Below are 25496 nucleotides of genomic sequence, written 5' to 3'. Positions count from 1 at the left end.
AATGTTATGTATTCACCAAATAAAAATATTCGGTATCAACAAACTTGGCACACTATTGAGTTCTCAAACAACAAACACTCTCGACACCACAACCATCAAACCTTCGATGACTGCTTCGCTCCGGAGCAACTTTTCCAACTTACCAGAGTTCCTGATCCGATCAAAATCGGCGGAAAACCTTCAGTGAAAAGTGATTGGCTGCCGGGTGAACAATCGGTAGATTCCGTGTTGTTTCCGTTCCGGCAACAGATAAAAACTATACACAGGTTCTTGGGCACTTACAAATCGAGGGGCCGCGTTCTAGGTCACATTCATTTCGCTGTTCTAGTCTGGGCTCATGAGCGACCTGCAAAGACTCCTTGGATACCGTGAACCCATCTTCAATGCATCTATGGCTGGCGCGGCTGGCGGCGCCTTGGCTGCAGCTGTTTCCCACGCGGGAGGTGTAGGGATGATCGGTTCGCCTGCAACTCCCACAGCTGACTGGATTGAACAGCAAACGCAATTCGTTGAATCCCTGAGTACTCCATGGGGCGTCGGCTTCATGGCCTGGGCGCTGGAAACGGATCTCTCCCCGCTAGAGGCCTTCTTGGAGTTCGGGCCCTCGTTGGTGACCTTGAGCTTCGGCGATGTCACCCGGGCCGCGGCGGTAGCCCATGAGGCTGGAGTTCTGACCGCCATGCAGGTAGGCAATGCGGCAGATCTGGAACGCGCGATGGCTGATGACATCGACATCATCATTGCCCGTGGCGCAGAAGGTGGCGGACATGGCCGCAATGAAGCCGGAACTCTGCCGCTGCTGCAGCTGGCAACCGCCCAGCACCAGAAGCCCGTGGTGGCGGCCGGAGGCATCGGCACTGCGCGAGGTATCGCCGCGGTGCTGTCAGCTGGCGCGGAAGCTGCCTGGATCGGGACCCGTTTCCTCTCGGCAGCAGAGTCCAGCGGGCACGGGAACATGAAGAGCGCAGCACGCAATGCGGGCCTGGATGACACTATCTATACCCGCGCCTTCGATCTCGCCCAGCAATTGCCATGGGCGCCCGAGTTCGGCGGACGGGCGCTGCGCAATGAGTTCAGCGACAAGCACGCGGATCTTTCCAGCTGGGAGCCGAACGATGCGCTGCGCGAGCAGATGGATCAGGCCCGCTCCGAAGCGCTGACGGACATAGCCCCGGTCTATGCCGGTGAGGCAGTGCAGTTCGTTGGCGCCGAGCAGCCCGCCGCCGAAATCATGCAGGAGCTGTGCGGCTTCCGCCAGGTCCTCGGGCAGGCTGCTCGACGCTTTGCCTAGATCGGCTGGTTGTCGATCAGACGGACGTTGCCCACCTTCGCCGCGACAAGGATCAAGCCCTCGCCGGTGAAGGGGGTGTCCTGGCAGTTGAATGCCAGTTCCTGCAGGGTATCCGGGTCAACGACGGCGAAGTAGTCCAGCTCCACCAGCGGGGCCATCTGGTACATGCCGATGGCATCCTCGATGTACAGCGGTTCATTGCGTGCCGCACGGTCGGCAACCAGCTGGATCGAACGGTGCAGCACCAAGGCTGCTTCCTTCTCTTCCTCGTTGAGCAATGCATTGCGGCTGGAAAGCGCCAGGCCTTTCGGGCTGCGCACGATCGGCACCGCACGCAGTTCTACCGGATAGTCCAGGTCGGCAACCATGCGGCGGATCAGCATCAGCTGCTGGGCATCCTTCTGGCCGAAGTAGGCGCGGTATTCGCCCCGACGCGGGTCGGCCAAGTGCAGCAGCTTGGCGACTACGGCCAGCATGCCATCGAAGTGGCCTGGACGCGAGGCGCCTTCATACATTTCGCCCAGCGCGCCGGAGCTCAACTTCACCAGCGGAAGGCCGGCATGGTAGATCTCGGAAGCGTCCGGGGCAAAGACAAGATCGACGCCGGCGGCCGCGGCCAGCTGCACATCAGCGTCGAGCTGGCGCGGATAGTTGGCGTAGTCGCTGGCATCGTTGAACTGCAGCTCATTGACGAATACGGAGATGACTACCAGTTCGTTTTCTTCGCGGGCGGCCTTGAACAGCGAAGCATGTCCGCGGTGCAGGGCTCCCATAGTGGGCACGAAGCCCAGCGATCCCGGGTTAGCTGCGGCAATAGCAGCCTTCAGCTCGGCACGGGTCTTTACAATCTTCGGGGTTTTCACGCTTCTATTCTAGAACTCGCAGAAGCTCTTCCAGCGTGCCTTGGGAGATCAGTCCGCGTTCTGCGGCGCGCAGCGCGGTAGCGCGCGAGAGGCTCCGATAGGAATTGTTGGTTTCCGCCGGGGCGTCGGCCAGCGCCTGCAGGTGCGCGGTGACCGTTCCGCTATCGCCTCGTGCTACCGGGCCGGTCAGTGCGCCCGCGCCGGAACGCAGGGCGTTATCCAGGCTCGCGTACATCAGGGCGCGCAGGGTATTGGATGGTTCTTCCACGCCGATCCGGCGCAGGATGTCCGCCGATTGCGCCGTGATGGTGTTCAGGTGGTTTGCCGCATGGGCCAGGGCCGCGTGGTAGCTGGCACGATCCTGCTCGGCGATCACCACCGGCTCCCCGCGCATTTCCACCACCAGCGCCTGGGCTACCGGGAGGATGGCCTCGTCCGCGGTGACCGCGAAGACGCAGTCGGTCAGGCGCTGGAGGTCCATGCTCATGCCGGTGAAGGTCATGGCCGGGTGGACTGCCAGTCCAAAGGCGCCAGCATCCAAGGCCGGTTGCAGGATCGAGGTGCCGTACCGCCCGGCGGTGTGCGCGATCAACTGCCCGGCGGCGATATGGCCGCCCGTTGCCAGTCCGGACACCAGTTCGCCGAGCACGTCGTCGGGTACCGCAAAGAGCACCAGTTCGCTGCGGCGCAGGATTTCTGCTGGGTCCAGCAGTTCCACGCCGGGCAGCAAGGCGTCGGCGCGATCGCGCGAATCCTCCGAGACGGCGTGGATTCCGGTGATCCGGTGTCCGCTGGCTGCCAGCGCCGCACCAAGCACGGTGCCTACCTTGCCGGCGGAGATGATGCCGATTCCCAAGCGTGGTGCGTCCACTTCTACCTTTCAACCAGGCGCCGGGTTTGCGCCCGAATAAATTCTGCTGCGGTGTCCGCATCAATTTGATGCAGGTATCCGATGATGTTTCCGCCGGCACAGTGCAAGCGGACACCGGCCAGTTTACGTCCTTGCTCCCATGGTCCCTGGCCCCAGCTCATGCCCTGCACCCGGTTATGCGGCACGAAGCTGGCCTGCCGGGCCAGCCAGCCATACCGGGAAATCACCGTGGTGCCGGTGGCCAGGAACGCCTGGTGCTTCCATGCCCCGGGCGATAGCGGCTTGGCGCGTTCCGGGGAGCCGGTGAAACCGTGTTCGCATCCGGTGCTCACCGCGGTGGCCAGCACCTCGCGCTGGTTGGCGACGCCAAGATCCGGCAGCAGGATCCCCATGATCCGGGCGACCGACTCGAAGTCGCCCACCGGGAGCACTTGCAGGTTATCCGCGTCATCGCTCTTGGTGCCCAGCACGTTGACTTCCACCTTGTACCAGCCCAGCATCCGCCAGAAGAAGGGTGCCGTCACCGAAATGGCCTGGACGCGGCCGGCAGGAATGGAGTGCTGGCGGGTGTCAGCCAGCCCGTAGCTGATGCGCATGCCGGTGTCCGAGGCGCTGGCGGTGAAGTTCCAGCCCTGGTTCAGCTGCTTGTAGTAGAAGCTGCCGAAGGCCAAGGCCGCGGGGACCAGGGCCGCGATGATTCCGTCGACCCCGGCAAGCCAAAGCACCAGCATCGCCAGGCATGCGAGCACCCCGAACATCACCGGCAATTGCAGGAACATGGAGCCAATCAGGCGCCCAATGGGCACGTTGGCCATCAGCGGCAATGCGTCCGCGGCGGCCTGCGGCTGGGCTGCCGCGCGATCCGCCGCGTCGTGGGAGCCGCTTTCTTGGGCAGCGGCAGGTTCTTCGCCGCGGGCCCGCTCCAGGATGACCACGCGCAGCGCGTGGGCATCGGCCTTGCGCAGGAAGGAAAGGCGCAGCACCGACTCGGAGGAATCGGCCACGTCAAAGCGCAGTTCGGCGAGACCCAGCAGCCGGGCTACCAGTGGCTGGGCAATGTCTATGCCTTGCACCTTGTCGATGCGCGCCTGCTTCTGGCTGCGGAATAGCATCCCGGAATTCACGTACACGTGGGTGCTGGTGAGCTTATAGCGGGTGAAGTACCAGGAAAGGAAGTAGAAGATGAGCACCACGGCCAGTGCGATGCCGGCGCCCGCGACGGTCCACATCAACCTGGTGCCGGAGAAGCGCTCCGCCCAGGACAGGTCGTCGGTGTTCTGCCAGTAGATGTAGCCCAGGCCGATGATGGCCAGCCAGCCGTGGACGAACGGGCTGGCTGGATGCACCCGCTGCCATGGCTCGGCACTGTCTCCGGTGGCCAGTTCTTCGGCCTGGCTCATAGCATTTTCTCTTCGCCGGCGGCCACAAGCCGTTCGCGCAGGGCCTGCCCTTCGCGCTCGGGCAACCCGTAGACGTGCGCGGTGGCAGCGCTGCCGGCGGTGTTCAGCGTTAGCTGGCATAGCCCATAGCGGCGCTCCAGCGGCCCGCTGTTGACCTCGACGTATTGCATGCGGCCGTAGGGAATGACCACCTGCTTGCGCCACATCACCCCGGACCGGACGATGAAGTCTTCTTCGCGTTCGAGATAGCCCAGTGCGGCGACCTGGCGGCGGATGATGCGCAATGCCGGCAACGCGATCGCCAGCACCAGCAGGACCGGGGAAAGCACCAGCCACAGCGGGATGCCGACGCCGGTGACTGCCAGCACGGCAGGGACCAGGGCCGCCAGCAGGAACAGGCCCCAGGTGATCGCCCAGGTGGTGAACTTGACCTTGGCGTAGTCCCGGTGGGCTGGGGTGAAGTTATTCGGTGACCACGGAGTCGCTGTTGCCATCGGTATCCTCTGGAGGTAGTTTGCACAGTTGCTGAACAATATACCCAATAATCACCATGAGGACACCAGCACCAGTCAGCACCAGGCCGCGGGTCAGGGTGGGGGTGATCCCCGTGGCCGCCCAGAGGGTGATGATGGCCGGAACATGCCAACCGGCAATCACCGCACCGGCATACGCCGAGGCCTGGGCCAGAACCAGGGTACGAGCTGCGGCGATCGGCTCGAAGTCCGATTTGCCCAAGGTGGAGCGCTTCACGCGGATCCCCAGGAACAGGATCACCGCGCAGACTGCGCCCAGCGAGTACAGGGCGGAGTAGTCCAGCACCGGCGCGTACCTGCCTGCCGCGGTGAGCAGGCGCAACGCGATCCAGCCGGCCACGGCCCCGAGCCCGGCACACCAGAGCAGCCAGCGCAGCTTCAGCTTGGCCATAGCCGGATGATGTCCTTCGTATCGGCAGCTTCGGCGGCCAAACGGGAAACCAGTTGCCCGTTCAGCACCGCGTCCGGATCCATCCAGCTCCACGGGGCCAGCACGAAGCCGCGGATCGCGGCGCGCGGATGAGGCAGGGTCAGCCGCTCATCATCCAGGTTCAGCTGGTCGTAGGCGATCAGGTCCAGATCCAGCGTGCGCGCTTCCCAGCGCACCTCGCGGGTGCGGTGGTGCTTGGCTTCTATCCACTGGCACAGATCCAGCAGCTCATGCGGGGCCAGCCGGGTACGCACCTGGACGACCTGGTTGGTGTAATCGGGCTGTTCCGGCGGACCGCCTACCGGCTTGGTGATGGCCAGCGGGGAAACCTTGAGCAGCTCGACTTCTGCGCCGAGGTCCTGCACCGCGGCGGCCAGGGTAGCCTGCGGATCACCCAGGTTGGCGCCCAACGCGATGATCGCGGTGTGCTGCTTCTGGTGCCGCGTCAGCGAGATGGTGACATCGGTGAACGGTACCGGGATTGGAGCCTGCGGCTTGTGCACCACCACGTCGATGGTGAACACGCCCGGGTAGGCGGCGAGGATCGCCTCGGCGATTTCGCTGCCCAGCTTCTCGATCAGGTCCCACGGGCCGGCCTGGATCTGCTGGACTACCAGCTCGCTGACTTCGCCGTAGTGCACCGTGTCAAGAACATTGTCGCTGGCTGCCGCACGTGAGATATCCACGTGCAGCACCACGTCAATGATGAATTCCTGGCCGTCGCGCTTCTCATGGTCGAAAACGCCATGGTAGCCGGTGGCCGAAATTCCGTAGATGCTAATGCGATCCATAGGCCTGCACGACTTCAATGGCGTCGCGGTTGCCGGTGACATCGTGCACGCGCACTGCCCAGACCTTGTCGCGGGCGCCCAGCACGGTGGTCGCTGCGGTCGCGGAATCGCGTTCCATCGGCGCGCGGCTCTTGGAACCCTCGGCCAGCAGTTCGCCCAGGAAGCGCTTGCGGCTGGTGCCGATCAGCACCCGGTGGCCCAGCTCCTCGATGGCAGGGACGTTGGCCAGCAGCGCCCAATTGTGCTGCGCATCCTTGGCGAAGCCCAGTCCCGGATCGATGATGATCTGCTCCGGGGCCACGCCCTTGGCGACGAATTCATCGCGCAGCATGCGCAATTCGCCGATGACCTCGGTGACCACGTCCTGGTAGTTGGCCTCGGAGACCATGTCCTGCGCGGTGCCGCGGCGGTGCATCAATACGTAGGGGACGCCGGTTTCCGCGATCAGCTCCGGCATGCCCGGCTCATAGGTCAGGCCGGAAACGTCGTTGATGAGGTGCGCGCCGGCGGCGATGGCCGCGCGGGCGGTGGAGACATGCATGGTGTCCACGGAGATCACCGCGCCGGCCTTCACCAGGGCTTCGATGACCGGGATGATGCGCTCGCGCTCCAGGGCAGGATCCACGTTCGTGGCGCCCGGGCGGGTGGATTCGCCGCCCACGTCGATGATGTCGGCACCCGAGTACAGCAGCTTCAGGCCCTGGTCGATCGCGGCATCGGCGGACAGGTACTTCCCGCCATCCGAGAAGGAGTCCTCGGTGACGTTCAGGATGCCCATGACCAGGGTGCGGCCGGTTGGCAGGTCGGCCATGGTCTTCTTGCTGGACTTGCGGATCACCGGCAATGGGCTGGTGTTCGGGCCGGTGCCCGGGATCGCTCCAAGCGACATGGGGGTTCCTACTTTCCGAGGATCAGGCTCATGGCTTCGGCACGGGTGGCGGTTTCCCGCAGCTGCCCGCGCACCGCACTGGTCACGGTCTTCGCGCCGGGCTTCTGCACCCCGCGCATGGACATGCACATGTGCTCGCATTCAACGACGACGATCGCACCGGAGGGGTTCAGGTGCTCCACGAGGGCATCAACGATCTGGGTGGTCAGGCGCTCCTGGACCTGCGGGCGGCGGGCGTACACCTCGACCAGCCGGGCCAGCTTGGACAGGCCGGTGACCTTGCCGCCCTTGCCCGGGATGTAGCCGATATGCGCCGAACCGTAGAAGGGCACCAGGTGGTGCTCGCAGGTCGAGTAGAACGGGATGTCCTTGACCAGCACCATCTCATCGTGCTCGATGTCGAAGGTGGTGGACAAGTGGTCTGCCGCTTTCTGGTGCAAGCCGGCGAAGAACTCCGCATAGGCCTTGGCCACCCGCTTCGGGGTGTCTACCAGGCCGTCGCGGTCGGGATCCTCGCCAATGGCTTCCAGGATCTCGCGCACGGCTGCCGCGATCCGCGGCTGATCAATCTCTTGTAGTTCACTCACGCTTCGATCCTAGTCGGTCGAGGAAGCTGCGCGCTCCTTGGGGCTTAATATCGGGCCCTCTTGGTGCACCGGACGGGCCTCGTTGCTCAGCCAGACTTCGCGCTTGTCGCGCTTCACTAGGTCGGAGAAGATCTCGGCGATCTCCTTCTGGTTCAGCGTCTCGCGCTCCAGCAGCGCCAGGGCCAGGCGGTCGAGCACATGGCGGTTGGCCATCAGCGCCTGGTAGGCGTCGTTGTGCGCCTGCTCGATCAGCTCGCGCACTTCCTGGTCCACCAGGTGGGCCATTTCGTCGGAGAAGTCGCGGGAGGCGGTGCCCATGCCCTGCTCGGCAGCCGAGCCGGCCAGGCGCACGGCGCCCACCTTCTCGCTCATGCCGTATTCGGTGACCATCTTGCGCGCGGTGGCGGTGGCCTTCTCGATGTCGTTGCTGGCGCCGGTGGACGGATCGTGGAAGACGATCTCCTCGGCGACGCGCCCGCCCATGGCGTAGGCCATCTGGTCCAGCAGCTCGTTGCGGGTGACCGAGTACTTGTCGGATTCGGGAACCACCATGGTGTAGCCCAGCGCGCGGCCGCGCGGCAGGATGGTGATCTTGGTGACCGGTGCGGTCTGGTTCATGGCCGCTGCCACCAGCGCGTGGCCGCCCTCGTGGTAGGCGGTGACCTTGCGCTCGTGCTCGTCCATCAGGCGGGTGCGCTTCTGCGGGCCGGCCATGACGCGGTCGATGGCCTCGTCCAGGGCGCGGTCGTCGATCAGGTTAGCGTTGGAGCGGGCGGTGAGCAGCGCGGCCTCGTTGAGCACGTTGGCCAAGTCGGCACCGGTGTACCCCGGGGTCTTCTTCGCGACGGCGTTCAGGTCCACGGTGGCATCCATCGGCTTGCCCTTCACGTGCACGGCCAGGATCTGCTCGCGGCCCTTCAGATCCGGTGCCTCCACCGGGATCTGGCGGTCGAAGCGGCCCGGGCGCAGCAGCGCCGGGTCCAGCACGTCGGGGCGGTTGGTCGCGGCAATCAGGATGACGTTGGTGGTGGCGTCGAAGCCGTCCATCTCCACCAGCAGCTGGTTCAGGGTCTGCTCGCGCTCATCGTTGCCGCCGCCGATGCCGGCGCCGCGATGGCGGCCGACGGCGTCGATTTCGTCAACGAAGATGATCGCCGGGGAGTTGGTCTTTGCCTGCTCGAACAAGTCGCGAACGCGCGAGGCGCCCACGCCGACGAACATCTCCACGAAGTCCGAACCGGAGATCGAGTAGAACGGTACCGCCGCCTCGCCGGCTACGGCCTTGGCCAGCAGGGTCTTGCCGGTGCCCGGAGGGCCGTAGAGCAGCACGCCCTTGGGGATCTTCGCGCCCAGGGCCTGGAATTTGGCTGGTTCCTGAAGGAATTCCTTGATTTCGTGGAGTTCCTCCACGGCCTCGTCGGCGCCGGCGACATCCTTGAAGGTCACCTGCGGCATGTCCTTGGTGATCAGCTTCGCCTTGGACTTGCCGAACTGCATGACCTTGGAGCCGCCGCCTTGGGAGCGGGCGAGGATGAACCAGAAGATGCCGGCGATCAGCAGGAACGGGATGATGATCCCGAGCATCGACAGCAGCCAGTTGCTTTCCACCGGCTGGTCGGTGAACTTGCCCAGGTTGGCCTTGTTGATCTCATCGACCACCAGTTCGGCACGGGCGGTGGAGTAGTAGAAGCTCACCGAGGTGCCCTTGTCCACGCCATCGACCTTCAGCGAGTCGCGCAGCTTCAGATCCACGCGCTGGTCGCCGTCGAACATCTTCGCTTCGGTGACATTGCCGCTGGTGAGCTGGTGCAGGCCTACGGAAGTGTCCACCTTGGCCGAGTTATTGCCGAAGACCATCGGCAGGAACAACACCACGGCGACTACGCCGACCAGGACCCAAATGATCCAGCTGTTAAAAAGCTTCTTCGTTTTCATTGATCCGACAGGCCCCGCGCCTGGCGCATCCCCCTCACGCACTGCTCTGGCGTCCGGGTCACGCCACCTTCGATATTTCTCAACGCCCCATTGGCGAGAAAAGTTCCCTACTGGTAAATATGCGGGGCCAAGGTGCCCACGCAATCAAGGTTGCGGTACTTTTCCGCGAAGTCCAGGCCGTAGCCCACCACGAATTCGTTCGGGATGTCCATGCCGACGTACTTGACGTCGATTTCCACCTTGGCTGCTTCCGGCTTGCGCAGCAGGGTGCAGATTTCCACCGAGGCCGGGCCGCGGGATTCCAGGTTGGACTTCAGCCAGGACAAGGTCAGGCCGGAATCGATGATGTCCTCGACGATCAGCACGTGCTTGCCCATGAGGTCGGAATCCAGGTCCTTGAGGATGCGCACCACACCGGAGGACTGGGTACCCGAACCGTAGGAGGACACTGCCATCCAGTCCATGGTCAGGTGGGAGTTCAGTGCGCGAACCAGGTCAGCCATGATCATCACGGCGCCCTTGAGCACACCTACCACGAGGATGTCGCGGCCTTCGTAATCCTTGTCGATCTGCGCGGCAAGTTCTTCCACGCGGGCCTGGATTTCTTCCTTGGTGTACAGAACGTGCGCAAGATCGGCTTTGACTGCATTGGAATCCACGAGAATTCTCCTGATTCTAGAGGTGTGGTACTTACCTAGAGTGCCACATTTAGCGGAAGGTTGTTTAGCCGGTTGTGGTGAAAACGATCACCGATTGCCGCCGGAAGGCGCTGATCCTGCCATCCAGCTGCACAGGACCAGCTGATTTGGACTTGGGGACGCCGAGCCCGGCCAGCGCGCACAGCGCCGCCGTTCGCTCATGGCCCACATTCCTGGCCCCGGCTTCCATGGCGGCCAGGCGTAATACTCGCGAGCTGATGGCCACCGGCAGCTTGGCCAGGTCCGGGATCGCCAACCCGTGCTCGTCCTTGGCCGCTTGGGCCCATTCGTCGAGGGCTTGGGCGTCGGCGGCGGCCAGGCTGGCGGTGCGCGCCAGTGCTTCGGGAACATGCTCGCCAAGGTCCTCGCGCAAGAGGGGCAGGATCCTATGGCGGATGAGGTTGCGCTTGTACCCGGTGTCCGCGTTGCTCGGATCTTCCCAGTAGCCAAGCCCCGCCTGCCGGCAGATTTCCTCGGTTTGCGCCCGGGACAGTTCCAGCAGGGGGCGCCGGTAGGCTCCGCGCCGGGCAGGGATGCCGGCCAGCGAGCGGGTTCCCGATCCGCGCAGCAGCCCCAGCAGCACCTGCTCGGCCTGGTCGTCGCGGGTGTGGGCGAGCATCAATGCCTGCGCGTTGAACTGCTGCAGGGCTGCTTCAAAGGCCTGGTACCTGGCCGTGCGGGCCGAAGCCTCGTCATCCGAGGTCTCGACCTGGAGCACCGCCACCGGGTCCAATCCCAGCTCGCGGCATTGCCCGGCGGCTCGTTCGGCCGCCTGGGCGCTGCCGGGCTGCAGGCCGTGATCGATAACCACGGCGCCGAAGGAAGCGGGCAGCGTCGCCGCGGCAATGGCCAGGGCTAGCGAGTCGGCACCGCCGGAAACCCCGATCAGGTTCAGCCCGGGCGCGCTGCTGGCACTGATGGCGGCGCGGGCAAGGTGAAGGGCGCGGCTCATCGGGTGCGGGCCAGCCAGCGTTCCGGGTCATCGAGTTCCCCGGCGCTCGGGAACATCTCGCGGGCGGTGAAGATTTCGTTGAAGCCCTCGTAGCCGATCGCGTCGACGATATGCCGCACGAATTTTGCCCCGCGTTTGTACTGCAGCGCCTTGGCATCCAATCCCAGCAGCTTGCCCAGCAAGATCGCCAGGGCCGAACGGTTCTCGCCACGGGCTTCGAAGCGGCGGCGGATGGTCTTGATGCTGCGGATCGAGGTGACATCGTTCATCACGACCATGGCGTGGCCTTCGAGCACCGACATGATGCTGGTCAGTTCGCTGACCTCGGACTTCATGGACTTCAGGCGTTCACCCAGTTCGCCCATGGAGTGGGTGGTGCCGGCCAGCGGCTCGAAAGCCTCGGCCAGGGTCTGCTTCATGACCCCGGGAATCCAGGCAGCGTGCTCGAATTGCAGGCGGTGGGTCTGCTCGTGGGTGGCGATCCACAGGTAGAAGTCGCGGGCGTTCACATTCAGCTCGCCGCGGATCTGGGTGATGGTCGGGGCGTTGAGCAGCAGGCGCGGGCCGACGAACGGGTCGAACTGGCCCAGCACCCGGGTGCCCAGCACCGAGAGCACCGCGCCAAGTTCTGCGCCGGCAATCAAGGGGACCACCCCGGGGACGTCCTGGCGCGCTGCCGGGAGCAGGGCCGCGAAATTCTGGCTGACGGCCTTGGCCCAGCCGGACCGGTCCACCACCAGGGTCTGCGAGGGCGCGGAAGCAGCCAGCTTGGAAACCTTCTCGGCCTCCACCAGGCCTTCGCCGGCGGCGATGCGCAGTTCCTCGATGATCCGCGCGGCATCCTGGGCCTGGATCCCCGGCCCGGCGGGCATCAGGGTTTTCGCGGCCTTGGCCGCCAGCTTCCAATCGACGAACTGGTTCATTTGCTGCTCCTGCGGCGTTCAGCTCCGGCAGCCACAGCCACGGATGGCGGTGACAGCAGAGTCAATGGTTGGCTTGTGGGGTGCGAGTGTTCCGTTGGGCTGATCGGCATAGATCGAGAAGGCGAGCAGGCGCCCGTCTTCGGTCATGGCCATGCCCGTCAGCGTGGCCACGCCGGTCAGCGAGCCGGTCTTGGCGCGGACCAGGCCAAGTGTTCCGGCACCGCCCAGGCGGTTCATCAAGGTGCCGTTGTAGCCGGCGACCGGCAGCGAGTAGACGACCTCGCGCAATTCCGGCTTCTTGCTGGTGGCGGCCGAGCGCAGTACCGCGGTCAGCGCCGCGGGCGAAATCCGGTTCCTGGCAGCCAGGCCGCTGGTGTCCACGAGCGTGTGGCCAGCAGCCCCATGGGCCTGGGCCACAGCAGCGACGGCGGCCCCTGCCTGCTCCCCGGGCATCTGGCGGTCCAGCGCCACCAGGCGGCCCATGGATTCGGCAATGTAGTTATCCGAAACCAGCAGCATGTGCTTGATGACATCGCGCAGCGGTGCCGACTTCACCTCGGTGATCTGCTCGCCCCCCGCATAGGGGCCGCGGCCACCCTCATCCACCTTGACCTGCTCGCCCAGGGCTTGGGCGAAGACCTTGCGGACCTGCGCGGCCGGGTCGGACTGGTAGGCGGTGCTGGTGCTTTCCCCGGCACGCCCGGCGTAGTGCGCAATCGGGTAGACCTGGCCAATGTTATTGGAGGTGAACAGCGACTTGTCCCAGGCGGGGTTGCTGTGCGCATCGCCGAACAGCGAGTCGTCCAGCCACAGCTTGACCTCGCTGATGCCGCGCTTTTCAAGTTCTTCGGCGGTCTGCTTGGCCAGGGTTGCCAGTCCTGCATAGCCCTTGGGGTGCGCCGGGTCCGATTCCCCGTCGCCCAGCAGCACATCTCCCCCGCCGCGCAGGATCAATGTGCCGCCATCGAGCAGCACGCTGGTGGACAGCTGGGTGTCGCCGCCGAGGGCATCGAGGGCCGCGATGGCGGTGACTACCTTCAGGCTGGAGGCCGGGGTGCCATTTATTTCGGAGTTCCTGTCATACAGGACTGTGCCCGTGGCCACGTCGACCACCTGGGCGTTGAAGGACGTCCGGTCGGGCTTGTCCGCCAGGATGCCATCCAGCTTCGCGGCGAGGATCCCGGGGTCCGGTTGCGCGGCGTTGGGGTCCAGGTCCCGCACGGCGACTGGGGATTTATCGGCCAGCTGCGCGCTGGCCGGGGTGTAGAAAGCCTCGGGCTCTCCGGTGAAGAATCGCGGGGCCAGCAGCATCGCGGCAATCACTGCAACCATGGCAACAATCGCCACCCCCAGCGTAATAGCGCGTCGGGCGGCAGTGTTCATATGGTTACATTCCTCTCGCAGTTTTATCCATCAGGCGCAATGGGGCGATACCCTTATTAGCGGATATCCCTAAGACTAGTTTAGGAGTGTGCTTTTCATGAGCCACGACGTGACCATCGAGATCCCCACCGGATCGCGCGTCAAGTACGAGATCGACCACGAGACCCACCGCCTGCGCCTGGATCGCGTGCTGTTCACCTCGATGCAGTACCCAACCCACTACGGCTACTTCGACGATACTCTGGGCGAAGATGGCGATCCATTGGACGCCATGGTCTTCATCCCGGGTGTTGACCTGATCCCAGGTGTTGTTGTCGAAGCACGCCCAATTGGCGTATTCAACATGACCGACGATGGCGGTGGCGATGCCAAGCTGCTGTGCGTTCCTGCCGACAAGCGCTTTGACCACATCAAGGAACTTGAAGACATCGACGAATGGCTGATCAAGGAGATCGAGCACTTCTTCACCCGCTACAAGGACCTGGAACCAGGCAAGTGGGTCAAGGCCGAGGGTTGGGAAGGCCGCGAGGCTGCCGAAGCCGAGCTGGCTCGCTCCATCGAGCGTTTCAAGGCCTAGCCACTAGGCTCAAGCCGAACATGGCGGCGACCCCCGAATCGGGGGTCGCCGCCATTGCTTTTGCTGCCGGTTCACTGCCGGAGACCCGGACCTGCCCGGCGCTAGGCTTCAGGCAGCATTCCGCTGAGCACATCTTCCTGCGCGGAAACTTCCAGGGTCTGCACGTCCTTGAGTTTCCGCTCCACCGCACGGGTCCGGGTACCGGCATCGCGCACCGTGTTCTGCGCTGTGGCCAGCTGCTTACCCAGCTTGTCCCAGACATCTCCGTACTTGCGGAACTCTTCCTTGGCCGCCGAGAGCACCTGCCATACCTCGCTGCTGCGCTTCTCAATGGCCAGTGTCCGGAAACCCATTTGCAAGGAGTTCAGCAGGCTCATCAGGGTGGTCGGCCCCGTGACCAGCACCCGGTGCTCGGCCTGCAGCTTGCTGGCCAGCCCCGGGCTGCGCACAACCTCGGCGAACAGCCCCTCGGTGGGCAGGTACATGATGGCGAAGTCGGTGCTGTAAGGCGGGGCGATGTACTTGCTGGAGATCAGCTTGGCCTGCTCAAGGATCGCCCGGTCCAGCGCCTTGCCCGCAGCGGCGATGACGGCCTTGTCTCCGTGCTCCTGGGCATCGAGCAGGCGCTCGTAGTCCTCTTGCGGCAGCTTGGAGTCGATTGGCAGATAGATCGTTCCGGCATCCCGCCCGGGCAGGATCACCGCGAACTCCACGACCTCGCGGCTGCCGGGCACGACCGCCACGTTCTGCTCGTACTGCTCTGCGGTGAGGATGTCTTCCAGCTGGCGCGAAAGCTGCACTTCGCCCCATGCACCACGGCTCTTCACGTTGGTGAGCACGCGTTTCAGCCCGCCGACATCCTGGGCCAGGCTCTGCATTTCCCCCAGCCCCTTCTGCACCATTTCCAGCCGCTTGCTGACCAGTTCAAAGGATTCGCCCAGCCGCTTCTCCAAGGTCCCCTGGAGCTTCTCGTCCACCGTCTCGCGCATCTTCTCGAGTTTGGCTTCATTGCCCGAGCGCAGTTTCTCCATTTCCTGCTGGAGCAGCCCCTGGACCTGCAGATGGCGGTTCGCATTGGCTTCTGCCATCGCGGTCAGCTTGGCGTCGATCTCGGTACGCACTTCGCCCATCCCCTGGCGCAGTTCGGTGCGCTGGGTCCCCAGTTCCTGCCGGAGCTCCGCATTAGCAGCACGTACCGAGTCCTGGATCTGGGTGCCATCAGAGCCGGATGTCCTGCGCACCAGCAGCAAGGCAATACATGCCGTTGCCAGAATATTCAGGATGACGAGTACAAAAACCGCGATTACCATGAGCACCTAACCAAGAACTGTCGAGCGGACCATTGCCTCAGTCCTATCAGCGGACACCGACAGTTTGGGTCCATAATGGGTCCATGCATATTTTGGTCACCGGTTTCGAGCCGTTCGGCAACGACGAATTCAATGCCAGCCAGGAAGCCGTTTCCAGCCTTCCCAGGCAGCTGGGCGAGCATCAGGTCCTCACCGCCATGCTTCCGGTGTCCTTCGCGGCCTCCGGCAAAGCACTCGAATCGCTCTTGGCGAAGCACCAGCCCGATGCGCTGATTTGCGTCGGCGAAGCCGGCGGCCGGAATGCAATCACGCCGGAGCGATGGGCTTTTAACGAAGATGATGCCCGCATCCCCGACAATGATGGCGCCCAGCCACGGTCAGCGGCCATCAAGGCGAATGCGCCGGGACGCTTGGATGCCACACTTGATCCAGCAGCGGCCGTCCGCGCCCTGCTCGCCGCAGGCCATGAGGCAAGGGTCTCCGAGGATGCCGGGCGTTTCGTGTGCAACCACATTGCGTATTTGGCGTATTCCCAACCGGTCCCGGCATTGTTCATCCATGTTCCCGCACTGCGCCCGCCAGGGGTTCAAGCCACGGTTGGTGCTGAAACCGACGCATCGGCCAGCCAACCTCGGCCCGGGGACCTGAGCCAGCTATCGCCGGCCCTGGGCATTGCGATACTGGGAAGCCTCGCCCCCGGTGGATAGACTGCTTTCATGGAAGCGGTAATGGCACTGGACGGCCTGGAAGTTGGCATTCTGGTGCTGTGGGCGCTGGGCACGCTCTTTGTGCTGGTGCAGTTCCTCCGCGAACGCTGTGTGCGCACCGCCATACCGCTGGCCCTAGCCATGCCTATTCCCCTGTTTGGCGCCGTCTACTCGGTGGCCCGCTTGACCGGGATCATGATGAAACGAAAGCCTGGATCCGATATTGAATAGCAGTCCCACCCGCTGGATGGTTCTTTTTTCGCTTGCCATCGGCTTTCTTTTCATCGGAGCTTTCGCCCTGGTTGTCTCGGGGCTCGCTGCACCATGGCTGGACTGGGACTAGGAATGTGACCATCTGATACTTGCGGGATTACTGCCGGGGTTCAGCGCAGGGCTAGCCTTGAAGCATCATGACCCTGCATAATCTCACTCCGCTCGATCAGCTGCGTGCCGGAAAGCTCCCCCTGCGTCTTGCAAATCTGTTCATCGGCCTCATGCTTTTTGCGCTGGCCATGGCACTGCTGATCCGCGCCCAGCTCGGCGTGGATCCGTGGGATGTGCTTCACCTGGGCCTGGCCAACTACATTCCGCTGTCGCTGGGAACGATAGTGATCATCGTCGGCGTCGTGGTGCTGCTGGCGTGGATTCCGCTCAAGCAGTGGCCAGGATTGGGCACCGTCGCCAATGTGCTGCTCATCGGGCTTGGCCTGGACTTCTTTCTCTGGCTCATCCCTGATGTCCACGGGTTGGGCTGGCAGATCCTGACCCTGGTTGGCGCCATCGCCGTCAATGGCCTTGGCGGCGCCCTGTACATCGGCTGCCATTTCGGCCCCGGCCCGCGCGACGGCCTGATGACCGGGCTGCATTTGCGCACCGGCAAATCGATCCGCCTGCTGCGCACCATTATCGAGGTGTGCGTGCTGGGGATCGGCTGGTTGCTCGGCGGTCCGGTGGGCGTGGGCACGGTGGCTTATGCGCTGCTGATTGGCCCCGCTACGCAGTTCTTCTTCAAGTACACGACCGTTGCGCTGCCCGCCCAGCAGGGCGCGCCCAGCAGCACCCTGTCCTAGTTCCTCCTGATCCCGCCAGCCGGCGGACCAGCATCAGGCTGGAGCAGCACCGTTAGCCGCCAAGTGCCGCACAGTGCGCGACAAACCCGGTTGCACACGCAATACTTGAATCATGTTTGTCGTTGCGCTCAGCCCCCGGCCCCGCTCGGTCACCGATGTTGCCGCCGCCAGCGAGCAGCTCTGGCACCAGCTGGAACAAGTCGACACCCACGCGCCGTTCACCGCGCTCAGCGGGCAGCTGCTGCTCGGAGTGCCCAGTGACCCCGATGCCGCCGTCGACGCGCTGCTGCGCGTGGCACGGCTGAACTTCTGCAATATCGGGCTGGGCATCGGCAGCCTGTACGAGCCGGTGCCCGCAGAGGCCGACCTGGTCGAGGGCAGGGCGGCGCGGCGCGCGCTCGGCGCGCTGGAGGCGGCCAGCCACCGCGGCGAAAGGGTCCCGATCTGCGTTTCCTCGGGCAATGACGAGATGGACGGCGAGCTTGAGGGCCTGCTGCGCATGCTCGGACAGTGGATCCGCACCCGCACCGAGGCCGAATGGTCCGTCGTTGACCTGCTGACTCCCGGTGTGCGCGGGCAGCAAAAAGCGGTCGCCGGGATCCTGGGAATCACTCCCCAGGCAGTATCTGCAGCGATCGTGCGTTCGGGCTACAACGACGAGCTGGGCGCGCGGGCAGCGATCGCCCGGCTGCTGGAACACACCGACCAGCTCTAGACCCTGGTGCTAGCTGCCCAGCAGCCCTTCCAGGACGATGGCCAGGCCATCCTGGTCAACGCCTTCAGTCACGGCGTCGGCCGCTGTCTTGACCTCATCCGGCGCTTGGCCCATGGCCACGCCATGTCCGGCCCACTGCAGCATTTCGACGTCATTGCGGCCATCGCCTACTGCCAGCGAGTCCTTCGAATCGAACTTCAGGATCGCCCGCAGCCGCTCCAGGCCGCTGGCCTTGGTGGTACCCTCGGCGGCAATATCCAGCCAAGCGGTCCAGCCCACCGAGTAGGTCACCCCGGAGAGCCCCAGGCTCTGCACGGCATGCCCGAATTCCTCGGCGGTGTTGTCGGTGGAGAAAACCACCACGCGCACGGCCTTGCTGTTGACCAGCTCGCCGAAATCAACGACCTTGCTCTCGGCGCCAAAGCTCATGTCGCCGAAGGTTTCGCTGGAAAGGAATTCGCCGCGCTCGTTTTCCAAGGCGTACTTGGCTTTGGGAAGCTGGTCGCGCAGCGCCTTGAGCGCTGTCGACGGATCGAAGATCTCGCGGTGCAGGATCTCGACTTCATCCTGGCACACCTTTGCGAGCACGCCGCCGTTGCTGACCACGACATGGCCATGGTCGATGCCCAGTTCCGCCATGATGGGCAGGGCCGCACCCAAGGAGCGGCCGGTGGAGATGATTACCTCATGGCCCTGGGCCACTACAGCCCGCGCGGCATCGCGCACGCGCTGGCTCATTTCCCCCTGGTGGTTGACGATGGTGCCATCCACGTCAAGGCAAATCATCAATTTTTGCTTGGTCAGCCGGTCATCGTTGCCGAGCTTAGTCATAACAGTCATGGCTCAAGTTAACCACCACCGCGGGTTTTTGGCGATGACCCAAGGCACAGCGCCAAGTGAACAACCGGTTAAAAGCATTTGCCGGCTGCCCGCGAGGGGCAGCCGGCAAATGGCCGGTCATTGGCTACTTGAGTACTTCGAGTCCGCCAAGGTAAGGCTGCAGCGCCTTGGGCACGTTGACCGAACCGTCCGGGTTCTGGTGGTTTTCCAGAATCGCCACGAGCCAGCGGGTGGTCGCCAGGGTGCCGTTCAGCGTCGCCACCGAACGGGTCTTGCCGGCCTTGCCGTCGATGATCTCGCGTTCGCGGATATTCAGGCGGCGGGCCTGGAAGGTGGTGCAGTTCGAGGTCGAGGTCAGTTCGCGGAAGGTGCCCTGGGTAGGAACCCAGGCTTCGCAGTCGAACTTGCGCGCGGCGCTCATGCCCAAATCCCCGGCGGCGGTGTCGATCACGCGGTAGGGAAGTTCCATGCGCCCGAGCATGTCCTCTTCCATGGCCAGCAGCTTCTGGTGCTCTGCTTCGGCGTCCTCGACGCTGGCGTAGACGAACATCTCCAGCTTGTTGAACTGGTGCACGCGGATGATGCCGCGGGTGTCCTTGCCGGCCGAACCAGCCTCGCGGCGGTAGCAGGAGGACCAGCCGGCGTAGCGGATCGGGCCGTCGGCCAGATCCATGATCTCGTCCGCGTGGTAGCCGGCCAGGGCCACCTCCGAGGTGCCGACCAGGTACATGTTGTCGCGCTCGAGCTTGTAGATCTCGTCGTCGTGCTCGACATCGAAGCCGGTGCCCTGCATGGTTTCGGGGCGGACCAGGGTCGGGGTGATCATCGGGATGAAGTCGTGCGCCATGGCCACATCCAAGGCCATGTTCATCATCGCGATTTCCAGCCGGGCGCCGATGCCCTTGAGGAAGTAGAAGCGCGAGCCGGAAACCTTGGCGCCGCGTTCCATGTCGATGGCGTCCAGCTTCTCGGCGATCTGCAGGTGGTCCAGCGGCTCGAAGCCCTCGGCCTTGAAGTCGCGGGCGGTGCCCACGTGCTTGACGACGGTGAAGTCATCCTCGCCGCCGGCCGGGATGCCGTCGATGATCAGGTTGGGGATGGAACGCTGCAGTGCGGTGCACTTGGCGGAGGCCGCGTCGGACTCGGCCTGGGCGGACTTCACCGCGGCAGCGAGCTCCTTGACCTCGGCAAGCAGGGCGGCGCGCTCGTCGCCCTTGGCCTTGCCGACCTTCTTGGAGAACGCATTCTGCTCGGCACGCAGGCGCTCGTAGGTGGCGATGGTTTCACGACGTGCCGTGTCAGCTGCCAGCAGCTGGTCAATTAACGACTCGTCGGCACCGCGCGCGCGTTGCGAGGCACGGTACAAATCCGGATTTTCGGTGAGCATTTTCAGGTCGATCACATGTTAAGGGTAGCAATCATGAGTACGATGAGAGCATTATGCAGACAAATCGTGTGATCGTTTTCTCTGCCGTGGCTGCTGCAGCTGCCGCCGCGGCGACCAGTTGGTATTCGGTGCGCAAGCTTTCGAACTACAGCAAACCGCTGATCAAGCAGCCCGAAGCGGCTGAACAGGCAGCGGCTACCAAGGTGGCCCTGGTCATCAATCCTTCCAAGTCAGGTGCTGACGAAGCAAGGGAAGCCGTGGTCCGCGTCTGCGCTGAAGCGGGCCTGGAAGCACCGCTGGTCCTTGAAACGACCAAGGACAACGCCGGCCAGGATGCAGCCCGTGAAGCACTCGATGCGCAATGCGACACAATTATTGCCGCAGGTGGCGACGGAACCATCCGCGCCGTCGCGGAAGTGCTCGAAGGCACCGGCGCATCCCTGGGAATCCTGCCGCTGGGCACTGGCAACCTGCTGGCCCGCAATGTGGATATTCCGCTCGATGACCTGCACACCGCGGCGCTGGTGGCAGTGCGCGGGATGGTTCGCCGGATCGACGTCGGGCACATGAAGCTGCAGCTGCTGGACGGCAAGGAGGCGGATCATGCTTTCCTGGTCATCGCCGGCGTGGGCACCGACGCCGACCTGTTTGACGACACCAACGAAGAGCTGAAATCCAAGGTTGGCTGGCTGGCCTACTCGGAAGCCGGCTTGCGCCAGTTGCCGGGCCAGCGCAAGAAGGTCAGCTTCAAGCTCTCGGGCGACGAGAGCTGGCAGACCCGCAAGGTCCGTTCGGTGCTCTTCGCCAACTGCGGAAAGCTGCAGGGCCTGGATTTCGTGCCCGACGCCAAGATCGACGACGGCGTGCTCGACGCAGTGATCCTTTCTCCCCGCTCGGCCGCCGGCTGGACCTGGATCCTGCTCAAGACCGCATTCCGCGCCAAGAACAAGATTCCGGTGATGAGCTTCTACCAGACCTCTGGCGTATCGCTGCGTTGCGATGAGCCGATGAATACCCAGATCGACGGGGACCCCACCGGCCAGGTCAACGAACTGCAGGTGTCCGTGAACCCGAGCGCCCTGCGCCTGCGCACCCCGTAGCGCATGCCGAAGGCCCGGCCGATTTCCCCTTGCGGGGAGCTAGGCCGGGCCTTCGCGCTGCCTGCTTAAAGCCGGTCGCGCAGCGACTGCACCCAGGCACGGGCTTCACTGAATGCCGCATCTGAATTATGGGTATCCACGGCCGGCTCCAGGCCTTGGGCGGCTGGGTAGGAACCGAGGAAGCGCAGGTGCGGGGACAGCCGGTGCAGCCCCGACAAGGCGGCGGCAACGCGTTCCTCGGCCACGTGGCCTTCGATATCGACGGAGAAGAAGTACTCGCCCAGGCTCTTGCCTGTAGGACGCGATTCGATGCGCGAGAGGTTCACGCCGCGGGCGGTGAATTGCTCGAGAATTTCCATCAGCGCACCGGGACGGTCCTCGGGCAGCGGCAGGATCAGCGTTGACTTGTCCACGCCGGTAGGCTGCGGAATCCTTCCCGGACGAGTCACGAGGATGAAGCGGGTCACCGCGCCGATATTGTCCTCGACCCCGCTGGCCAGCACCTTCAGGCCGCGCTCCTGGGCTACCAGCGGAGAGCAGATCGCCGCATCATGCGGCGGTTCGTCCTCTTCGAGAGCCAGGGCGCCGGCTGCCGTGGAAGAAGCCGGGGTGAATGCGGCCCCGGGAATATTCGCTTCGGCCCATAAGCGGCACTGCGCCCAGGCATGCCCGTGGGTGGAGATCTGCCTTATCTGCTCCAGCGAGTCGATGCCGGGGCGTACCGCCAGCACGAAAGTGATCGGAACCAGGATTTCGGAAACAATCTGCAGGGCTTCGCCCTGCGCAATGGCGTCCAAGGTGGCCGAAACGCCGCCTTCTACCGAGTTCTCGATCGGGACCATCGCCGCGTCCGCGGTCCCCTCGCGCACCATGGTCAGCGCCACGTTGACGTTGGAGGCCGCGATCCGCTGCGCCTCGGCAGCCCCGGGAACCTGCAGCAGGGCCGACTCGGTGAAAGTGCCAGCAGGTCCCAGATAGGCATAGTTCATCGTACGGTTGGCTCCTGGCCGTTATCCGCTTCCATTGGCAAGCCCGCTTCGATCCACGCATCGGAACCGCCGGCGACGTTGAAGGCGGTGTAGCCCATCACGGTGAGCCACGATGCGGCCTGGGCCGAACGGCCACCGGTACGGCAGATGACGTAGGTGTCTACATCCGGGTCAAGCTCGGAAATCTTCTCTGGCAAGGAGCCAAGGGGAATATGGGTTGCTCCGGCAGCACGGCCGGCTTCCCATTCGAAGTCTTCGCGCACGTCAAGGATGAAGGCATCCTTCGGGACATCATTGACCGAAACAGTCTCAAAATCGCTCACGGCTAGCATTCCTCTCACATAGGGTGTTTGCTTATAAGACTAGTCATTTCCTGCGTCGAAAGCCGACATGTTTCCCTCAAGCGCCCTGAAATTGCGAGACGAGCTGGCCCGCGGCGAGCGTTCAAGCCGCGAGGTCACCGAGCACTACCTCAAGCGCATCGAAGAGCAGGCGGACCTAGGTGCTTTCGTCCACGTGGCAGAAAATGCGATGGAGGCCGCGGCAGCGGCGGACCAGGCGCATGCCCGTGGCGACATTGGCCGCCTGCATGGGCTCCCCACCGCGTTCAAGGACCTCAATGACGTGGCCGGGATGCCTACCACCTATGGCACTGCGGCGATGCCTGCGATGGTCGCTGAACGTGATCACTCCTTGGTGGCCAGGCTGCGCGCCGAGGGCGTGGTGGTCCTGGGCAAGACGCAGGTTCCGGAATTCGGGCTGAGCAGCTATTCAGAGAACCTCGTGGCGCCCCCATCACGCAATCCCTTTGATCCCACGCGCTCGTCGGGCGGTTCCTCTGGCGGGCAGGCCGCGGCGATTGCCGCCGGCATGATTCCGTTGGGTCCGGGCTCTGATGGCGGCGGTTCGGTTCGCATCCCCGCGGCCGCCTGCGGGCTGGTAGGCCTGAAGCCTTCTTTGGGCCGCGTTCCCAGCGACATCCTTGATGGCTACACCGATCCCATGGGCGCACCGAAGCTAGCGGTTAGCGGACCGTTGGCCCATGATGCCTTGGATGCGGCTTTGCTGCTTGACGCCATGCGCGGCAAGGACCACTATCTGCCGTTGCTGCAGGGAAGCTACCCCCAGCGCCTGGACGGGCTGAAGATTGGGTACAGCATCCATTCCCCGTTTGAACCGGTCTATGAAATTACCCTGGCGCAAGAAGCCCGGGCTTCATTTGCCCAGGGCCTTGAACGCCTTGGAGAACGGCATCGCGTCCAGCCGGCCAACCTGCACTACGCCACGGACTATCCGGAAACCTTCGCGGCGGTGTGGACCAATGGGCTGAAGGACGTTCCGGTCGCGGATGATTCGCTGCTCGGCGATTTGGCAAGGGATTTCCGCCGACGTGCCGCCGACCGCTCGCTGGAACAGAGCCTGCAGGCAGGTTCGAGGTTGAAGCAGATTGCGGCCGACTTCGTGCGCCAATGGTCCGCCTACGATGTCGTGGCCACCCCTGCCATGGCCTCGATCCCGCCGAAGATCGGGCACTATACACAATCCACAGCCGATGTGGATTATATGTTGCAGTGCCAGTACACCCCCTACACTTCCATGGTGAACGTCGCCTCAGTAGCGGCCATCACCGTTCCGGTAGGCCACTCCAACGAGGGGTTACCAATGAGTATTCAGCTGATTTCCCCGCGCTCGGACGAAGGACTGCTGCTCGCGCTGGCAGCCCAGATGCAGGTGTGACCTTTCCCATATAAGTAGGTACTCGGGTGGGCAAGGGCGAAAAATATTACGTATGTCTACTGCAACAACGAGCACCAAAGCTTCCGGAAAGACCTTCTTCGGTCACCCCGGTGCGCTCGCAAGCCTCTTCAGCGTGGAAATGTGGGAACGATTCTCCTTCTACGGCATGCAGGGCTTGCTGGCTTACTACATGTACTACTCGGTCACCGACGGCGGCCTGGGCATGGACCAGGGTCTGGCTCTGTCGCTGGTCGGCGCCTACGGCGGCGCTGTCTACCTGTCCACCATCCTGGGCGCGTGGCTCTCCGACCGCCTGTTCGGCTCGGAACGCGTCCTGTTCTTCTCGGCTATCGCGATCATGATCGGCCATATTGGCCTGGCGCTCCTGCCCGGCTATGCCGGACTGGTTATCGGCCTGATCTTCGTTGCCGTCGGTTCCGGCGGCCTGAAGGCCAACGCTGTAGCCCTGGTGGGCTCCCTGTACTCCAAGGAAGATCCGCGCATCGATGCCGGCTTCTCCCTGTTCTACATGGGCGTGAACATCGGCGGGCTGCTCGGCCCACTGCTCACCGGTTGGCTGCAGGTCCAGTACGGCTTCCACATCGGCTTCGCCGCTGCCGCGGTCGGCATGGCTATCGGCCTGGGGATCTATGCCCTTGGACGCAAGAAGCTGCCGGACTCCGGCCGCATCCCAAGCAACCCGCTGCCTGCCTCTGAGCGCAACCGCTATGTGGTCATCTTCGCTGCCGTGATCGTTCTGATCATTGCCGCTTTCGCATCCAAGATCGTGACTCCGGAGAATTTGGCAAGCACCATCGCCTACGTGGTGATCGCCGCTTCGATCATCTACTTCGCGTTGATCCTGCGCAGCAAGAAGGTTGACGCCACCGAGCGCAAGCAAGTCTGGGCATTCATTCCGTTCTACATCGGTTCGGCTGCCTTCTGGGCCCTGTTCCAGCAGCAGTTCACCTTCATTGCCGCTTACTCGGATCAGCGCCTGGACCGCCACCTGGGCAGCTGGGAAATGCCACCGAGCTGGGTTACCTCGATCAACCCGGTCTTCATCATCATCTTCGCCGGTATCTTCGCCGCATTGTGGACCAAACTGGGCAAGCGCCAGCCACGCACTTCAATGAAGTTCGGCCTGGCACTGGTGGTTGTGGGTGCGGCCTTCTTGCTGTTCATCCCGCTGGAATCCTTCGTGAAGACCCCGCTGCTGGCGCTGGTCGGCATCCTGCTGCTGTGCACCTTTGCCGAGCTGCTGCTCTCGCCAGTGGGCCAGGCAATTGCCACCAAGCTGGCTCCGGCCGCCTTCGGCACCCAGATGATCGCCTTGTTCTTCCTGTCGGTTTCGCTGGGCACCACCCTGTCGGGTGTGCTGGCCGGCTACTACACCGAGGGCAACGAGATCCCGTACTTCATCGCCATGGGCGGCACCGCTGTTGTCCTGGGTATTGCCATGATGGCAGCTACCCCGGCCTTGAAGAAGCTGATGGGCCCGATCCTCTAGGCGTTCGA

Annotated in this window: 27 protein-coding genes; 9 read left to right on the top strand and 18 right to left on the bottom strand. The window is 63.8% G+C overall.

Translation table 11 applies throughout. The features are described from left to right. The first annotated feature begins 337 nt into the window (after window positions 1-337). Window positions 338-1291 (top strand): NAD(P)H-dependent flavin oxidoreductase, encoded by a 954-nt coding sequence (locus tag M2368_RS14875; protein WP_105662165.1) that lies wholly within the window; start codon window positions 338-340, stop codon window positions 1289-1291. On the opposite strand, the gene panC is transcribed toward M2368_RS14875, so the two are convergent. From panC to dacB, 13 genes are all read right to left on the bottom strand, one after another. After that, window positions 1288-2154 (bottom strand): pantoate--beta-alanine ligase, encoded by an 867-nt coding sequence (panC, locus tag M2368_RS14870; RefSeq protein WP_442904070.1) that lies wholly within the window; start codon window positions 2152-2154, stop codon window positions 1288-1290. The two genes, M2368_RS14875 and panC, sit on opposite strands and share 4 nt — an antisense overlap. A 4-nt stretch (window positions 2155-2158) precedes the next feature. Beyond that, window positions 2159-3025 (bottom strand): Rossmann-like and DUF2520 domain-containing protein, encoded by an 867-nt coding sequence (locus M2368_RS14865; protein ID WP_498724621.1) that lies wholly within the window; start codon window positions 3023-3025, stop codon window positions 2159-2161. A gap of 2 nt (window positions 3026-3027) precedes the next feature. Beyond that, complete coding sequence (locus tag M2368_RS14860; protein WP_181148927.1) at window positions 3028-4425, bottom strand: PH domain-containing protein; 1398 nt, start codon at window positions 4423-4425, stop codon at window positions 3028-3030. Next, on the bottom strand, window positions 4422-4919 hold the full coding sequence (locus M2368_RS14855) for a PH domain-containing protein (RefSeq protein ID WP_105658624.1): 498 nt from the start codon (window positions 4917-4919) through the stop codon (window positions 4422-4424). The genes M2368_RS14860 and M2368_RS14855 overlap by 4 nt, the downstream gene beginning before the upstream one ends. Continuing rightward, window positions 4888-5349 (bottom strand): DUF3180 domain-containing protein, encoded by a 462-nt coding sequence (locus M2368_RS14850; protein WP_105658625.1) that lies wholly within the window; start codon window positions 5347-5349, stop codon window positions 4888-4890. Before M2368_RS14850 ends, M2368_RS14855 begins: the two co-directional genes overlap by 32 nt. Then, window positions 5337-6179, bottom strand: coding sequence for a 2-amino-4-hydroxy-6-hydroxymethyldihydropteridine diphosphokinase (gene folK / locus M2368_RS14845; protein WP_166650737.1), 843 nt, complete (start codon window positions 6177-6179; stop codon window positions 5337-5339). Before folK ends, M2368_RS14850 begins: the two co-directional genes overlap by 13 nt. Further along, window positions 6166-7068, bottom strand: coding sequence for a dihydropteroate synthase (gene folP, locus M2368_RS14840; RefSeq protein WP_105658627.1), 903 nt, complete (start codon window positions 7066-7068; stop codon window positions 6166-6168). Before folP ends, folK begins: the two co-directional genes overlap by 14 nt. Before the next feature lie 8 nt (window positions 7069-7076). Then, window positions 7077-7655, bottom strand: a complete 579-nt coding sequence (folE, locus tag M2368_RS14835) for a GTP cyclohydrolase I FolE (protein ID WP_286134348.1) — start codon at window positions 7653-7655, stop codon at window positions 7077-7079. 9 nt (window positions 7656-7664) lie between these two features. Then, the gene (gene ftsH, locus M2368_RS14830; RefSeq protein ID WP_105658628.1) at window positions 7665-9590 is read right to left on the bottom strand and encodes an ATP-dependent zinc metalloprotease FtsH; all 1926 of its coding nucleotides are present in this window, start codon (window positions 9588-9590) and stop codon (window positions 7665-7667) included. A 107-nt stretch (window positions 9591-9697) separates the two neighbouring features. Continuing rightward, entirely contained in the window at window positions 9698-10249 is a 552-nt protein-coding gene (hpt, locus tag M2368_RS14825; RefSeq protein ID WP_105658629.1) for a hypoxanthine phosphoribosyltransferase, read from the bottom strand. Window positions 10250-10313: 64 nt separating this feature from the next. Then, window positions 10314-11240, bottom strand: a complete 927-nt coding sequence (gene tilS / locus M2368_RS14820; protein ID WP_498724620.1) for a tRNA lysidine(34) synthetase TilS — start codon at window positions 11238-11240, stop codon at window positions 10314-10316. Continuing rightward, window positions 11237-12163 (bottom strand): zinc-dependent metalloprotease, encoded by a 927-nt coding sequence (locus tag M2368_RS14815; RefSeq protein ID WP_105662169.1) that lies wholly within the window; start codon window positions 12161-12163, stop codon window positions 11237-11239. Before M2368_RS14815 ends, tilS begins: the two co-directional genes overlap by 4 nt. 18 nt (window positions 12164-12181) lie before the next feature. After that, window positions 12182-13546 (bottom strand): D-alanyl-D-alanine carboxypeptidase/D-alanyl-D-alanine endopeptidase, encoded by a 1365-nt coding sequence (gene dacB / locus M2368_RS14810; RefSeq protein WP_332498966.1) that lies wholly within the window; start codon window positions 13544-13546, stop codon window positions 12182-12184. 97 nt (window positions 13547-13643) lie between these two features. On the opposite strand from dacB, the gene M2368_RS14805 reads away from it, so the two are divergent. Then, on the top strand, window positions 13644-14123 hold the full coding sequence (locus M2368_RS14805; protein WP_105658632.1) for an inorganic diphosphatase: 480 nt from the start codon (window positions 13644-13646) through the stop codon (window positions 14121-14123). 101 nt (window positions 14124-14224) lie between these two features. Here the strand turns inward: M2368_RS14805 and M2368_RS14800 are convergent, their stop codons facing one another. Further along, on the bottom strand, window positions 14225-15433 hold the full coding sequence (locus M2368_RS14800; RefSeq protein WP_332487020.1) for a DNA recombination protein RmuC: 1209 nt from the start codon (window positions 15431-15433) through the stop codon (window positions 14225-14227). Between the two features lie 83 nt (window positions 15434-15516). Between M2368_RS14800 and M2368_RS14795 the strand changes: the two genes are divergently transcribed. The 4 genes from M2368_RS14795 to M2368_RS14780 all read left to right on the top strand — a co-directional run bounded on the left by M2368_RS14795 (window position 15517) and on the right by M2368_RS14780 (window position 17925). After that, complete coding sequence (locus tag M2368_RS14795; protein WP_498724619.1) at window positions 15517-16140, top strand: pyroglutamyl-peptidase I; 624 nt, start codon at window positions 15517-15519, stop codon at window positions 16138-16140. A gap of 9 nt (window positions 16141-16149) precedes the next feature. Then, window positions 16150-16371 carry a hypothetical protein gene (locus M2368_RS14790; protein WP_498724618.1) on the top strand — a complete coding sequence of 74 codons (222 nt, stop codon included), beginning with the start codon at window positions 16150-16152 and terminating at the stop codon, window positions 16369-16371. A 179-nt stretch (window positions 16372-16550) separates the two neighbouring features. After that, window positions 16551-17210 (top strand): membrane protein YczE, encoded by a 660-nt coding sequence (gene yczE / locus M2368_RS14785; protein ID WP_105658636.1) that lies wholly within the window; start codon window positions 16551-16553, stop codon window positions 17208-17210. A gap of 112 nt (window positions 17211-17322) precedes the next feature. Further along, entirely contained in the window at window positions 17323-17925 is a 603-nt protein-coding gene (locus M2368_RS14780; protein ID WP_332487014.1) for a hypothetical protein, read from the top strand. A gap of 9 nt (window positions 17926-17934) precedes the next feature. On the opposite strand, the gene M2368_RS14775 is transcribed toward M2368_RS14780, so the two are convergent. Together M2368_RS14775 and serS are read right to left on the bottom strand one after the other, a co-directional pair. Then, window positions 17935-18765 (bottom strand): HAD family hydrolase, encoded by an 831-nt coding sequence (locus tag M2368_RS14775; protein WP_498724617.1) that lies wholly within the window; start codon window positions 18763-18765, stop codon window positions 17935-17937. A gap of 124 nt (window positions 18766-18889) precedes the next feature. Continuing rightward, entirely contained in the window at window positions 18890-20167 is a 1278-nt protein-coding gene (gene serS / locus M2368_RS14770) for a serine--tRNA ligase (protein WP_105658639.1), read from the bottom strand. Between the two features lie 38 nt (window positions 20168-20205). Here serS and M2368_RS14765 point away from each other — a divergent pair, with 38 nt between their 5' ends. Beyond that, window positions 20206-21252: a diacylglycerol/lipid kinase family protein gene (locus tag M2368_RS14765; protein ID WP_105658640.1), complete on the top strand. Its 1047-nt coding sequence runs from the start codon at window positions 20206-20208 to the stop codon at window positions 21250-21252. Between the two features lie 65 nt (window positions 21253-21317). On the opposite strand, the gene pheA is transcribed toward M2368_RS14765, so the two are convergent. Both pheA and M2368_RS14755 read right to left on the bottom strand, forming a co-directional pair. Further along, the gene (gene pheA / locus M2368_RS14760; RefSeq protein ID WP_105658641.1) at window positions 21318-22241 is read right to left on the bottom strand and encodes a prephenate dehydratase; all 924 of its coding nucleotides are present in this window, start codon (window positions 22239-22241) and stop codon (window positions 21318-21320) included. Further along, entirely contained in the window at window positions 22238-22564 is a 327-nt protein-coding gene (locus M2368_RS14755; RefSeq protein ID WP_105658642.1) for a rhodanese-like domain-containing protein, read from the bottom strand. Before M2368_RS14755 ends, pheA begins: the two co-directional genes overlap by 4 nt. Window positions 22565-22631: 67 nt before the next feature. Here M2368_RS14755 and M2368_RS14750 point away from each other — a divergent pair, with 67 nt between their 5' ends. Together M2368_RS14750 and M2368_RS14745 are read left to right on the top strand one after the other, a co-directional pair. Continuing rightward, window positions 22632-23978, top strand: coding sequence for an amidase (locus tag M2368_RS14750; RefSeq protein ID WP_105658643.1), 1347 nt, complete (start codon window positions 22632-22634; stop codon window positions 23976-23978). A 52-nt stretch (window positions 23979-24030) separates the two neighbouring features. Further along, window positions 24031-25488: a peptide MFS transporter gene (locus M2368_RS14745; RefSeq protein ID WP_105658644.1), complete on the top strand. Its 1458-nt coding sequence runs from the start codon at window positions 24031-24033 to the stop codon at window positions 25486-25488. Window positions 25489-25496: the final 8 nt, after the last annotated feature.

Origin of the sequence: Arthrobacter sp. JUb119, assembly GCF_024807995.1 — a bacterium.
In the GTDB taxonomy this organism is placed as follows: domain Bacteria; phylum Actinomycetota; class Actinomycetes; order Actinomycetales; family Micrococcaceae; genus Glutamicibacter.
This window is presented reverse-complemented; position numbering and strand designations above follow the sequence as displayed.